The following is a 13553-nucleotide window of genomic DNA, read 5'->3' as shown; positions in this document are numbered from 1 at the left end:
CAAGCCCTTCGCCGTTTCAGAATCAGAGGACATGCAGATGAGCGATCCACTGGACAAAGCCACTTCCAAAGCACCCGCGACATTGGGCGAGGGCTGTTTGAGTCGGTATGACCCGGATGACCTGAGTCCAGACGACGGGACGGAGTTTCCCGGCGCTGCCGAGTTGTGGGAGCAACTCAAGGATGAACAGAGCGAGCCTACGAAGCCTGCCTGACTTTCATCAGCTTCCTGATCAGCGGCCGGCCGAGCATCAACAGAAACACAGGTCCACCGACCACAAGATAGAAATAGAACGTCACCACCCGCCAGATCAGAATCGCCGCCGCGGCAGTGGATTTGCCGACCATCGGTGCCAATAGCGCCGCCGAGGTCAATTCTGCGGCGCCTGCGCCGCCCGGCAGCAGGCTGAACTGGCCGGCGCCCAGCGAGAGCATCTGCACCAGAAAACTCCACGCCCACTGCAAATCCGCCCCCAGCCCACGCAGCGCCAGATACAGCACGCTATAGCGCAGTAGCCAGTGCACGCAGGTCAGGGCGAAGACTTTGCTCAAGGTCTGCCAAGGCAACTTCAGCGTATCGATGAACGCGGCAAGAAAATGCAGCAGCTTGCGTGCCCAGCGGCGACGGGTGCTGGCGCGCACGTTCATTCGAGCCAGCAGCCGTCCGCTCAGTCGAATCAGTTGGCGGTGGTAGCGCGCCAGCAGTACGCAACTGCACAAACCGCCGAACAACGACACTGCGCTGACAATCAGCAGCCATTCCATGCGATCGCTGAGGTGTTGGAACAGTGCGTAAATCAGAATCCCGCTCAGGGCGCAGAGAAAAAACAGCAAATCGCTCAACTGATCCATGGCAAATACCGCGCTGCCCCGGGCCGGGCGCACGCCGCTGCGGGCCAGCAGGGCCATGATCGTCAGCGGCCCGCCGCTACCGCCGGGTGTCGCGCAGTAGGCGAATTCGGCGGCCATGACCACGCCGAGGCTTTTCATCGGCGTGACGCGATCCCGTTGATCGCCGAGCAACAAACGCAGGCGCAAGGTGTTGATGCCCCAGCACAGCAGGATCATGCCGAACATGATCAGCAGCCATTGCAACGGAAAGCTCTGCAGGCGCGCCCAGATTTCGCTGCCGCCGAGCAGCAGCGGGATCGACACCGCCGCGAGCAGGCCGATCAACAACACAATGCCGCGACTCATGCGGCGTGTTCCTGTTGACCGCGCTGTTGGGCGAGCCAGTTCACTTTGGTCATCGGTACTCGTCCTTCATTCAGCAATCGTTCGAGAGTGTTCAGCCAGTAATGGCGGGAGAATTCGTGGCGCATGTCCACCGGGTGCAAGCCTAGCCGAATCACCGGCGCCTGGCGCCAGTGCTGTTCACGCTGGTCGCTGATGATCTTCGACAGGCCGCGACGCCATGCACTGCGGGCGCTCCAGACCAGCCCCGGCGCATCGATGGAGGTGAAATCCGGTAAACGATAAAGATGCTGCGGGTCGCTGGTGTAGCTTAGCGGCAGTTCGCGCAGGGCCTGCCGTGCGCCGTCGCTCATCAGCCAGGCGGGGGCGACGAAACCCTGCAGCGGCCAGTCGTAACGCCGGAACAGGTCAATGCCGGCGCGCAGTCTGGCGAGAGCGGCTTCGCGAGACAAGTGATAAAACTCGCCTTCATGGGTATAAATGCGCCGCATGAACCAATCGCGCGGCGTGGTCGGGCCTGGCTCCTGGTCGTCGTGAAAGTAACCGTGCAAAGCCAACTCATCGCCGCGGGCGACGCGTGCGCTCAGCAGCCGGCGAAAGTCCGTGTGAGCATCGAGGTTGTTGTGGCGATGAAAATTCGGCACCACCAGCCAGGTCATTGGCACGTCACCCAAAGCATCGACGGCTTCAACAAAGGGTCGGTAATCCGTCCAGGTCGATGGGGCCACGTCGTGCAGCACCAGCAACACGGCGGGCCGATTGAGCGAGTCAGCCATTAGCCACCCGTGGAATCCCATGGCCGAGGACGGCGTGATAGTGACTGAGCAGACTGTCGACCACCGTGTCCCAGGCGTAATGCCGTTCGACATGCTGGCGTGCTTGCTGGCCGAGTTTCACGCTGCCGCGACTGAACAATTCCCGCACGGCATTGGCCATGGCCTGGGGATTGTTCGGCGCACACAGCAGACCGCAGGACTCAGTGACGATTTCTTCGAACGCACCGGCCGCCACAGCGACCACTGGAATACCGCTGGCCATCGCTTCGAGGATCACCAGACCGAAGGTTTCCTGATCGCCGGCATGCAACAACGCATCGGCACTGGCCATCAGGCGTGCCACGGTCGGTGCCGGGCAGAACTCATCAATGACGCTGACGTTGTCCGGCACTGCGGCCGGCATCGCCGAGCCGACCAGCAACAAGTGATAGCGCGAGCCAAGGCGCTGCATGCACTTGAGCAAGACCGGCAGGTTTTTCTCTTTCGAACCGCGCCCGGCGAAGATCAGCAGGCGGACGTCTTCGGCAATGCCCAGTTCGGCCCGCAAGTCCGGGTCGCGGGCGCAGGGGTGAAAGGTTTGCAGATCAACGCCCAACGGCTGTACGAAGACGTTGCGCACGCCCAGGCCTGTGAGCTTGTCAGCCATCACCTGACTGGGCGCGAGAACCCGGTCGAAGTTGCCATACAACTTGGTGACATAGGCCTCGACGTTGGGCGTGACCCAATGCCCCATGCGGTTGCTGACCAACAGCGGCAGGTCTGAGTGATAAAAACCGATCACCGGCACGTCCAGCTGCCGCCGGGCATCCAGAGCTGCCCACGCGGTGAGGTACGGATCGCCGACCTCGATCAGATCGGGCTGCAAATCCTGCAGGACATTTCTCCAAGGAGCCAGGCGTACCGGAAAGCGGTAGCCCTTGCCGAAGGGCAGGGCGGGGGCGCGAACCGTGTACACGCCATCGTGTTCACCGACATGCGCGCCGGGGATCAGCAAACTGTGACGAATCCCGGGTTTGACGCTCAACCGACGGTGTTTTGCATCCAGATAAGTACGTACGCCACCGCTGGCCGGGGCGTAGAACATGGTGATGTCGGCGATATGCACGGTGATCGTCCCTCCGCAGCGTTGCTCTCCTTTGGTTGACCTTTATCCAGAATAGATGTTCGGTCGGGATTGCGCGGGGTAGGGCCGATGCGAAAAGATCGCAGCCTGCGGCAGCTCCTGCAGGGAAAACACATTCCAACTGCAAGAGCTGCCAAGGCTGCGATCTTTAGATTTTCAGATGCGGAAGCTGCCCACCAACTGCTTCAACCGCGAAGCTTGCTGTTCCAGATCCGAACAGGCACGCAATGTCGCGTGCAGGTTCTCCACCCCTTCCTGGTTCAGCGTATTGATCTCGGTGATATCGACGTTGATCGACTCGACCACGGCGGTTTGTTCCTCGGTCGCCGTAGCCACCGACTGGTTCATCCCATCGATCTCGCCAATGCGTTGGGTCACGCTGTTCAAGCGCTCGCCCGCCAGGTTGGCGATTTCCACGCTGTCCTGGCTGTGACGCTGGCTGTCGCTCATGGTGCTCACCGATTCCCGGGCGCCGACTTGCAGCTCCTCGATCATGGTTTGTACCTGCTGCGCCGATTCCTGGGTGCGGTGGGCGAGGTTACGCACTTCGTCCGCCACCACGGCAAATCCGCGCCCGGCCTCACCGGCACGCGCGGCTTCAATCGCCGCGTTGAGCGCCAGCAGGTTGGTTTGCTGGGAAATACTGGTGATCACTTCGAGAATCTGCCCGATGTTCACGGTTTTGCTGTTCAGCGACTCGATATTGCTGCTCGACGCGCTGAGCATGCTCGACAGTTGATTCATCGCCTTGATGCTGCGATCCACCACTTGCTGGCCGTCTTCGGCGAGGCCGCGGGCGTCGCTGGCCTGGTTCGAGGCTTGCGCGGCGTTGCGGGCGATTTCCTGGGCGGCGGCGCCAAGTTGGTTGATCGCGGCGGCGACACTGCTGGTGCGCGACGCCTGCTGATCGGAGTTGTACATCGACGAGTTCGACGCCGCGACCACACGCAGGGCGACTTCGTTAACCTGCCCGGTGGCCGACGACACTTCGCGGATCGAGCCATGAATGCGCTCGACGAAACGGTTGAACGCGGTACCGAGAACACCGAATTCATCGTTATTGACGATGGTCAGGCGCTTGGTCAGGTCGCCTTCGCCATCGGCGATGTCCTCCATGGCGCGGGTCATGACGTGCAGCGGCTGGATCAGGATGCGGATCAGCATGCCGAGCAGGGCAATGATGATCGCCACGGCAATCACCGTTGCGATTACTGCCGAGGTGCGGAACTCGCTGAGCATGGCGAACGCCTGGTCTTTGTCCACCGACAGGCCGATGTACCAGTTCACCGACGGCAGGCCCTTGATCGGGGCGAAAGTGACGATGCGGGTCTTGCCATCGACAGTGACTTCACTGAAGTCGCTGCTGATGCGCGGGGTGGCCTGCGGATAGGCCTCCTTCAGTGATTTCATCACCAGGGCTTTGTCCGGGTGCACGAGGATCTTGCCGTCGGCGCTGACCAGGAACACATAACCCATGCCGTCGAAATCCCGGGCGGCCAGGGTGTCGACCAGTGATTGCAGGCTCAAGTCACCGCCGACCACGCCAACGCTCTGACCGGCCTTTTTCGAGGCTGTGGCGATGGAGATGATCAACTGGCCGGTCGCGGCGTCGATGTACGGTTCGGTCAGGGTTGGCGTGCTGCTGCTCTCGGCACCTTTGTACCAAGGACGAACGCGTGGATCGAAACCGTCCGGCATCTTCACGTCCGGGCGGATGGTGAAGTGGCCGGTGGCATCGCCCAGATAGGTCGCCATGAATGTCGAGGTCAGGGACTTCTGTTCCAGCAGGCTGGCGACATTGGTCGCTTCCGGGTTGATGGCGATATTCTGGGCAGCGTTCTCGACCAGCAGAATGCGGCCATTGAGCCAGGTCTGGATATTGTCGGCGGTGACCTCGCCCATCTCGTTGAGATAGTTGTTCAGGTCATCGCGGATTGCGTTGCGCTGTAGCCAGTCGTTGTACAGCGTGAACGAGGCGAAAGCGGCGATGACGATGAGGGCGGCGGCAAGCAAAATTTTATGGCTGAAGCGCAGGTTTTTGTTCATGGCTTGGGGTTCCGCTAAGGTCTTAATGTCCTGGGCGTGCTTTTATAAAGACGCTCAATATGGGCAAGGGTGAAAAAAGCTGATATTTCCGTCTCTCCTTAGGGAAATGTCCGACCCGACTTTTCAGTCAGGTTCACGCCTTTATTTATCGGCCATCGCGAATTAAAGATTAACCATTGGGTGACAAAATGCCTGACTCATCGCAACTCGTAATCGGCGCCGATCTCGCGGGGCAACCGATAGCCCAGGCCATGCGCCTGGCCAACCGACATGGACTGGTTGCCGGCGCGACCGGCACCGGTAAAACCGTGACTTTGCAACGTCTGGCCGAAGCTTTCAGCGACGCGGGCGTCGCGGTGTTTGCCGCTGATATCAAGGGAGATCTGTGCGGCCTCGGTGCTGCCGGCAACCCGCAGGGTAAGGTCGCCGAGCGCATCGCCGGCATGCCATGGCTCAATTACAAACCGCAGGCTTATCCCGTGACCTTGTGGGACATTCACGGTCAGTCCGGTCATCCACTGCGCACCACGTTGAGTGAAATGGGGCCGCTGCTGATTGGCAGCCTGCTCGAGCTGACCGACAGTCAGCAGTCGGCGCTCTATGCGGCGTTCAAGGTCGCCGATCGCGAAGGCCTGTTGTTGCTGGATCTGAAGGATCTGAAGGCGCTGCTCAATCACCTCAAGGACAATCCACAGCTGTTGGGCGAAGACGCCGCGCTGATGACCACCGGTTCCAGTCAGGCACTGTTACGCCGCTTGGCAACGCTGGAGCAGCAGGGTGCCGAAGCCTTGTTTGGCGAGCCGGCGCTGCAACTGGAAGACATCCTGCAACCCGCTGCCGATGGCCGTGGGCGCATTCATCTGCTCGATGCCAGCCGTCTGGTACACGAGGCGCCGAAGGTTTATGCGACGTTTCTGTTATGGCTGCTGGCCGAACTGTTCGAGCAGTTGCCGGAGCGCGGCGATGCCGATAAACCGCTGCTGGCGCTGTTTTTCGATGAGGCGCACTTGTTGTTTGGCGACACGCCAAAGGCGTTGCAGGAGCGGCTGGAGCAGGTGGTGCGGTTGATCCGTTCCAAAGGCGTGGGTGTGTATTTCGTCACCCAATCGCCGACGGATTTGCCGGATGACGTGCTGGCGCAACTGGGGCTGCGCATCCAGCACGGCCTGCGTGCATTCACTGCAAAAGAGCAGAAATCCCTGCGCGCGGTGGCTGACGGGTTCCGGCCGAATCCGGCCTTCGACAGTCTGTCGGTGCTGACCGAGCTTGGGATCGGTGAGGCGTTGGTCGGTACGCTTGCCGAGAAAGGCACGCCGGAAATGGTTCAGCGCGTGTTGGTCGCTCCGCCGCAATCGCGGATCGGGCCGTTGACCGAAACCGAGCGAACAATGCTGATTGCCGGATCGCCGTTCAAGGGGCGCTATGACAAACCGATCGACCGGGAGTCGGCTTATGAAATCCTGATGGGGCGTAAAGGGTTGGCCCCGGAGGCTGAAGCGCCGGCAACTGCTCAAGAACCGAGTCTGGCGGACAGGGCTGGCGAGTTCCTGGGTACCGCAGCAGGGCAGGCGCTGAAGTCGGCGATGCGCCAAGCGGCCAACAATCTGGGCAAGCAACTGGTGCGTGGCCTGATGGGTTCGCTGCTCGGAGGCAGCAAACGCCGCTAAAAGCAAAGATCGTCCGATCGCGGCCCGAGCCTGCGGCACCTCCTACAGGGGATGCATTCCAGCTGTAGAAGCTGCCGCAGGCTGCGATCTTTTCAGGGCTTGGCTTTGGCGTGCGCCGCAAGGCGCTCCAGCGCCGCCCGCAGATTCGGATCACTGATCCCGTCCGCCGTTGCCTGAATGGTCGCCGCTGCATCCGTTGAAAGATCCATCGTATGCCCGGTTGCTCCACGCTGAACCGTCGGTGGTTGAACCTTGAACAGAATCCGCGTCAGGCTGGCGAACTCGTCGAACATCTGCAATTGCCGTTGCAAGCGCTTTTGCTGATAGCGCAGGCGAGTGGCCCAATGACCATCGGTGACAATTAACAGGAGACTGCCCTCACGCCACGACGCCACATGGCAATGTTCGCGGGCGGCGGGTTGTAGTTGGCTTTCGAGCAGGCGTTGCAGATGGCCCAGTCGCTGGGCATGGCCGAGGATGGCTTTGAGCGGCTTGGCTTCGCGTAGCAAAACGGCGGGTGCTTTGGCCGTAAGAGGGCGAAACGCCATGATCGAACACCTGAAAGTACAGAGGCGCCATGGTAGCAGAAAGCACCGAATTCACTCGCCCATTGCTTTTGCCCCTGCTTTGCCCATTAAATCAACGACTAACTTCTTTTGCGTACGACTTGAAGTTGAGCAAAACGCCCCTATTTTAAGTGAGCCCCGTCAAAGCGCAGTGCCAGCATCGTGGAACATCGCCACTTTCCTCACCACCGTTTCCGGGTAGAATGCTCGTTCGCATGCGGCCATGAGGGCTGCACGGGCGACTCACGGGGCCGCCCTCCATCCCTTTAGTGTGGAAGATCCTGCCGATATGTTTGCGCCTTTGTTAAAGAAACTTTTTGGAAGCAAGAACGAGCGTGAAGTCAAACGCATGCTCAAGACGGTGCAGCTCGTCAATGCCTTCGAAGAGCAAATGGTGGCCCTTTCGGACGATCAATTGCGCGCCAAGACCGATGAGTTCAAGGCCCGCATCGCCAAAGGGGAAACCCTCGACAAGCTGTTGCCAGAAGCCTTTGCGGTCGCCCGCGAAGCCGGCAAGCGCATCATGGGTATGCGCCACTTCGACGTGCAACTCGTCGGCGGCATGACCTTGCATGAAGGCAAAATCGCCGAAATGCGTACCGGTGAGGGTAAAACCCTCGTGGCTACCCTGGGTGTTTACCTCAACGCACTGTCCGGCAAGGGCGTGCACGTTGTGACGGTGAACGACTACCTGGCCCGCCGTGACGCCAACTGGATGCGCCCGCTGTATGAATTCCTCGGCCTGACCGTCGGCGTCGTGACGCCGTTCCAGCCGCCGGAAGAGAAGCGTCTCGCTTACGCCGCCGACATCACCTACGGCACCAACAACGAATTCGGTTTCGACTACCTGCGCGACAACATGGCGTTCAGCATGGAAGAAAAATTCCAGCGCGAACTCAATTTTGCCGTGATCGACGAAGTCGACTCCATCCTCATCGACGAAGCGCGTACCCCGCTGATCATTTCCGGTCAGGCCGAGGACAGCTCCAAGCTGTACATGGAGATCAACAAACTGATCCCGCAGCTGGAACTGCACGTCGAAGAAGTCGAAGGCGAAGTCACCAAGGCTGGCCACTACACTGTCGACGAGAAGACCCGTCAGGTCGAACTCAACGAAGCCGGTCACCAGTTCATCGAAGACATGCTCACCCGTGTCGGCCTGCTGGCTGAGGGCGAGAGCCTGTACTCGGCGCATAACCTGGGCCTGCTGACCCACGTTTATGCCGGTCTGCGTGCGCACAAGCTGTTCAATCGCAACATTGAATACATCGTGCAGGACGGTCAGGTCGTACTGGTCGACGAACACACCGGCCGTACCATGCCGGGCCGTCGATTGTCCGAAGGTCTGCACCAGGCCATCGAGGCCAAGGAAAACCTGAACATTCAGGCCGAGAGCCAGACCCTGGCATCGACTACGTTCCAGAACTACTTCCGTCTGTACACCAAGCTGTCCGGCATGACCGGTACGGCCGATACCGAAGCGTTCGAATTCCACCAGATCTATGGTCTGGAAGTGATGGTCATTCCGCCGAACAAGCCGTTGGCGCGTAAAGACTTCAACGACCTGGTGTTCCTGACAGCCGAAGAGAAGTACGCGGCGATCGTGACGGACATCAAGGAAAGCATGGCCGCTGGCCGTCCGGTGCTGGTGGGTACTGCGACCATCGAAACCTCCGAGCACATGTCCGCACTGCTCGTGAAGGAAGGCATCGAACACAAGGTTCTGAACGCCAAGTTCCACGAAAAAGAAGCCGAGATCATCGCGCAAGCCGGTCGTCCGGGCGCACTGACCATCGCCACCAACATGGCCGGTCGTGGTACCGACATCCTGTTGGGCGGTAATTGGGAAGTTGAAGTCGCATCGCTGGAAGACCCGACCCCTGAGCAGATCGCCCAAATCAAGGCCGACTGGCAGAAGCGTCACCAGCAAGTGCTGGAGTCCGGCGGTTTGCAGGTGATTGCATCCGAGCGTCACGAATCCCGTCGTATCGACAACCAGCTGCGTGGCCGTGCCGGCCGTCAGGGTGACGCCGGTTCCAGCCGCTTCTACCTCTCGCTGGAAGACAGCCTGATGCGTATCTTCGCCTCTGACCGGGTGAAGAACTTCATGAAAGCCCTGGGCATGCAGCCGGGCGAAGCGATCGAGCACCGCATGGTGACCAACGCGATCGAGAAGGCGCAGCGCAAGGTTGAAGGCCGCAACTTCGACATTCGTAAGCAACTGCTTGAGTTCGACGACGTTAACAACGAACAGCGTAAAGTGATTTATCACATGCGTAACACGTTGCTGGCCGCCGACAACATCGGTGAAACCATCGCCGACTTCCGTCAGGACGTACTCAACGCGACCGTCAGCGCCCACATTCCGCCGCAATCGCTGCCAGAGCAGTGGGACGTCGCCGGTCTGGAAGCCTCGCTGCAGAGCGACTTCGGTGTGGCGTTGCCGATCCAGCAATGGCTCGACGAAGACGATCACCTGTACGAAGAAACCCTGCGCGAGAAGCTCATGACCGAGCTGATGGCCGCGTACAACGAGAAAGAAGATCAGGCCGGTGCCGAAGCACTGCGCTCCTTCGAGAAGCAAATCGTTCTGCGCGTGCTGGACGACCTGTGGAAAGACCACCTGTCGACCATGGATCACCTGCGTCACGGCATCCACCTGCGTGGCTACGCTCAGAAGAACCCGAAGCAGGAATACAAGCGCGAGTCGTTCACGCTGTTCTCCGAGCTGCTGGATTCGATCAAGCGCGACTCGATCCGTGTGCTGTCGCACGTTCAGGTTCGCCGCGAAGATCCGGAAGCCGAAGAGCAACGTCTGCGTCAGGAAGCCGAAGCACTGGCCGCCCGCATGCAGTTCGAACACGCCGAAGCCCCTGGTCTTGAGCAGCCGGAAATCCTGGGTGAAGAGGTCGATGTGGCCCTCGCCACCGCCCCGGTTCGCAATGACCAGAAGCTAGGCCGCAACGAACTGTGCTACTGCGGTTCGGGCAAGAAATTCAAGCATTGCCACGGGCAGATTCAGTAACACCCGTTTCAATCGCTGATGTACCCGCGCCGCGACCGGCATAAGCCGTCGCGGCGTTTTGCCATTTAAACCACCGCTTTCAAATGGCGGTGCTGACTTCATTGAGTAAGGAGCGCATTCATGGCTGTTGGTCTTGGTCCTTTGCCAACGTTGCACCCGGTTGCCGGTTTTGAACTCGGTATCGCCTCGGCCGGCATCAAGCGCCCAGGGCGCAAGGATGTCGTGGTGATGCGCTGCGCCGAAGGTTCGACCGTGGCGGGCGTGTTCACTCTGAACGCCTTTTGTGCAGCACCGGTGATTCTGGCGAAAAAACGCGTGCAGAATGCTGTGCGCTACCTGCTGACCAACACCGGTAACGCCAACGCCGGTACCGGCGAACCAGGCCTGGCCGCTGCCGAGCGCACCTGCGCCAAACTGGCCGAACTGACCGGCGTTGCTGCTGAACAGATCCTGCCGTACTCCACGGGTGTCATCGGCGAGCCATTGCCGGTCGAGAAAATTGAAGGTGCCTTGCAAGCCGCACTGGACGATCTGTCGGAAAACAACTGGGAAGCGGCCGCCACCGGCATCATGACCACCGACACCCTGCCCAAAGGTGCCAGCCGCCAGTTTCAGCATGACGGCGTGACCATCACCGTTACCGGCATCAGCAAAGGCGCAGGCATGATTCGTCCGAACATGGCGACCATGCTCGGCTACATCGCCACCGACGCCAAAGTCTCCCGCGATGTCCTGCAAAACCTGATGCTCGACGGCGCCAACAAGTCGTTCAACCGCATCACTATCGACGGCGACACTTCGACTAACGACTGCTGCATGCTGATCGCCACCGGCAAGGCTGCACTGCCGGAAATCACCCGCGCGGAAGGCGAACTGTTCGCCAAACTCAAGCAAGCGGTGTTCGAAGTGTGCATGGACGTGGCCCAGGCCATCGTGCGAGACGGCGAAGGCGCAACCAAGTTCGTCACCGTTGAAGTCAACGGTGGCGGCAATCACCAGGAATGCCTGGACGTTGGCTACACCGTGGCGCACTCGCCGCTGATCAAGACCGCGCTGTTCGCCTCCGACCCGAACTGGGGACGCATCCTGGCCGCTGTCGGCCGTGCCGGCGTGCCGGATCTGGACGTGAGCAAGATCGACGTGTTCCTCGGCGATGTGTGTATCGCCAGCCGTGGCGCCCGCGCTGAGACCTACACTGAGGCGCAGGGCTCGGCGGTGATGCAGCAGGAAGAGATCACCATCCGTATCGAGCTGGGTCGCGGCGATTGCAGCGAAACCATCTGGACAACTGACCTGTCGCATGAATACGTGAAGATCAACGCCGAATACCGGACCTGATCCGAGACCGAGTCGCTGCAATCGCCAGCAGTCTGGCTCCCACAGGGTTTGTGTTCACTGAACATCTACTGTGGGAGCTAGCCTGCTAGCGATGGCGTCGGTTCAGACATCGCAAGTCCCAAAGCTTTTCCACTGACGAAAAGGCGCCAAAACCATGTCTCTGCACCTGATCATCGGCGACAAACTGCTTTCCTCCTGGTCCCTGCGCGCCGCCCTGGCGCTCGAATTGACCGGCGCTCCCTACACCGAAGAGTTGATCAAACTCGGCAAGCCCGACACCCGCGAGCGTCTGCTCAAGCATTCGCCGACTGCCAAAGTGCCGCTGCTGAAAACCGCACGCGGCACCGTGGCTGATTCCTTGGCTATCGCTGAGTACCTCGCCGAGCAGTTTCCGTCCGAGCAGCTTTGGCCAACCGACCTCTTCGCCCGCGCCCAGGCCCGATCCGCCTGTGCGCAAATGCACAGTGGCTTCTTCGCCATGCGCAACCACATGCCGTTTAACCTGAGCCACAACGCGCCGCTGAACCCGGTGCCGCCGGAAGTGAAGGTCGATATCGAACGCATGCTCGCCTTGTGGGCTGAATGCCGTGCTGTCGCCACCGAGAGCGGGCCGTACCTGTTTGGTCGTTTGAGCTTGGCCGATGCGTTCTTCGCACCGATTGCCGTGCGTTTGCGCACCTATCAGGTGAAGCTGCCGGCCGCCGACGAGGCCTATGTTGAAACCGTCTACCAATGGCCGGCCTTCAAGGCATGGCAGAAGGCTGGACTGGAGGAGATGAACCCGTGAAACGTGTACACGTCGCGGCTGCCGTCATACGTGACGACAGTGGCAAAATTCTCATCGCCCGCCGTGCCGACACCCAGCATCAGGGTGGTTTGTGGGAGTTTCCCGGCGGCAAGGTCGAGGCTGACGAGTCGGTCGAAACCGCGCTGGCCCGTGAGCTGCACGAAGAGTTGGGCATTGTCGTTGGCGCTGCCCGGCCATTGATCAAGGTGCGTCACGATTACCCGGACAAACAGGTGTTGCTGGATGTCTGGGAAGTCTCGGACTTCACCGGCGAACCCCACGGTGCCGAAGGTCAGCCTTTGGCCTGGGTGACCGCGAAGGAGCTGGTGAACTACGAGTTTCCGGCGGCCAACCAGCCAATCGTCGCAGCGGCACGTTTGCCAGCCGAATACCTGATTACTCCGGAAGATCTTGAAACCCCGGCGTTGTTACGGGGCATCCAGAAGGCGATTGCCAGCGGGATCAAATTGATCCAGCTGCGTGCGCCCAATGGCTACGACCCGAAGTACCGTGATCTGGCGGTGGATGCAGCGGGGCTGTGTGCCGGCAAGGCGCAGTTGATGATCAAGGGGCCGTTCGAATGGCTCGGTGATTTCCCGTCTGCCGGGTGGCACATCACCTCCGCGCAACTGCGCAAGTATGCGGCGGCGGGGCGGCCGTTGCCTGCGGAGCGTTGGTTGGCGGCGTCTTGCCATAACGCCGAAGAACTGGCGCTGGCCGAACAGATGGGCGTGGATTTCGTGACCCTGTCGCCGGTGCAGCCGACGTTGACTCATCCGGATGCGCAGCCGTTGGGCTGGGAGCAGGCTTCGACGTTGATCGAGGGCTTCAGCAAACCGGTGTTCTTGTTGGGCGGGGTTGGCCCGGCTGAGCGCGAGAAGGCCTGGAGCTTTGGGGCTCAGGGTGTGGCAGGGATTCGGGCGTTCTGGCCAGAAGCCTGATTCTTTATTTAGGCTAAAGGCCCCATCGCGAGCAGGCTCACTCCTACAGTTGACCGCGTTTTGTCAGTAGACATGCGGTCAACTGTAGGAG

At 60.4% G+C, this 13553-nt stretch carries 11 protein-coding genes and 1 pseudogene; 6 read left to right on the top strand and 6 right to left on the bottom strand.

What is annotated here, in order from left to right; genetic code table 11:
- Window positions 1–37 precede the first annotated feature (37 nt).
- Window positions 38–214 (top strand): hypothetical protein, encoded by a 177-nt coding sequence (locus IAI51_RS08710; RefSeq protein ID WP_187678094.1) that lies wholly within the window; start codon window positions 38–40, stop codon window positions 212–214.
- On the opposite strand, the gene IAI51_RS08705 is transcribed toward IAI51_RS08710, so the two are convergent.
- The 5 genes and pseudogenes from IAI51_RS08705 to IAI51_RS28205 form a co-directional block, all read right to left on the bottom strand.
- Window positions 198–1196 carry a YbhN family protein gene (locus IAI51_RS08705; RefSeq protein ID WP_187678093.1) on the bottom strand — a complete coding sequence of 333 codons (999 nt, stop codon included), beginning with the start codon at window positions 1194–1196 and terminating at the stop codon, window positions 198–200. The two genes, IAI51_RS08710 and IAI51_RS08705, sit on opposite strands and share 17 nt — an antisense overlap.
- Window positions 1193–1969 carry a DUF2334 domain-containing protein gene (locus IAI51_RS08700; protein WP_187678092.1) on the bottom strand — a complete coding sequence of 259 codons (777 nt, stop codon included), beginning with the start codon at window positions 1967–1969 and terminating at the stop codon, window positions 1193–1195. The genes IAI51_RS08705 and IAI51_RS08700 overlap by 4 nt, the downstream gene beginning before the upstream one ends.
- A complete protein-coding gene (locus IAI51_RS08695) occupies window positions 1962–3053 on the bottom strand; it encodes a glycosyltransferase family 4 protein (protein WP_187678186.1) in 1092 nt (363 codons plus the stop codon). Before IAI51_RS08695 ends, IAI51_RS08700 begins: the two co-directional genes overlap by 8 nt.
- A 195-nt stretch (window positions 3054–3248) precedes the next feature.
- Window positions 3249–4013, bottom strand: coding sequence for a methyl-accepting chemotaxis protein (locus IAI51_RS28210; RefSeq protein ID WP_370872677.1), 765 nt, complete (start codon window positions 4011–4013; stop codon window positions 3249–3251).
- A gap of 93 nt (window positions 4014–4106) precedes the next feature.
- Window positions 4107–5138, bottom strand: a pseudogene (locus tag IAI51_RS28205) (cache domain-containing protein); the annotation flags it as partial.
- 188 nt (window positions 5139–5326) lie between these two features.
- Here IAI51_RS28205 and IAI51_RS08685 point away from each other — a divergent pair.
- On the top strand, window positions 5327–6805 hold the full coding sequence (locus tag IAI51_RS08685; RefSeq protein ID WP_187678090.1) for a helicase HerA-like domain-containing protein: 1479 nt from the start codon (window positions 5327–5329) through the stop codon (window positions 6803–6805).
- A 92-nt stretch (window positions 6806–6897) separates the two neighbouring features.
- On the opposite strand, the gene IAI51_RS08680 is transcribed toward IAI51_RS08685, so the two are convergent.
- A complete protein-coding gene (locus IAI51_RS08680; protein ID WP_187678089.1) occupies window positions 6898–7353 on the bottom strand; it encodes a DUF721 domain-containing protein in 456 nt (151 codons plus the stop codon).
- 307 nt (window positions 7354–7660) lie between these two features.
- Between IAI51_RS08680 and secA the strand changes: the two genes are divergently transcribed.
- From secA to IAI51_RS08660, 4 genes are all read left to right on the top strand, one after another.
- Window positions 7661–10396, top strand: coding sequence for a preprotein translocase subunit SecA (secA, locus tag IAI51_RS08675; RefSeq protein ID WP_187678088.1), 2736 nt, complete (start codon window positions 7661–7663; stop codon window positions 10394–10396).
- 120 nt (window positions 10397–10516) lie between these two features.
- Window positions 10517–11734 (top strand): bifunctional glutamate N-acetyltransferase/amino-acid acetyltransferase ArgJ, encoded by a 1218-nt coding sequence (gene argJ / locus IAI51_RS08670; RefSeq protein WP_187678087.1) that lies wholly within the window; start codon window positions 10517–10519, stop codon window positions 11732–11734.
- Window positions 11735–11888: 154 nt separating this feature from the next.
- Window positions 11889–12521 carry a glutathione S-transferase family protein gene (locus tag IAI51_RS08665; RefSeq protein ID WP_187678086.1) on the top strand — a complete coding sequence of 211 codons (633 nt, stop codon included), beginning with the start codon at window positions 11889–11891 and terminating at the stop codon, window positions 12519–12521.
- Window positions 12518–13462 carry a Nudix family hydrolase gene (locus IAI51_RS08660; RefSeq protein WP_187678085.1) on the top strand — a complete coding sequence of 315 codons (945 nt, stop codon included), beginning with the start codon at window positions 12518–12520 and terminating at the stop codon, window positions 13460–13462. Before IAI51_RS08665 ends, IAI51_RS08660 begins: the two co-directional genes overlap by 4 nt.
- Window positions 13463–13553: the final 91 nt, after the last annotated feature.

The sequence above is a fragment of the Pseudomonas sp. N40(2020) genome (assembly GCF_014472415.1).
GTDB lineage: Bacteria > Pseudomonadota > Gammaproteobacteria > Pseudomonadales > Pseudomonadaceae > Aquipseudomonas.
Note: the sequence above shows the minus strand (reverse complement) of the source record. Positions and strands in the feature narration are given on the sequence as shown.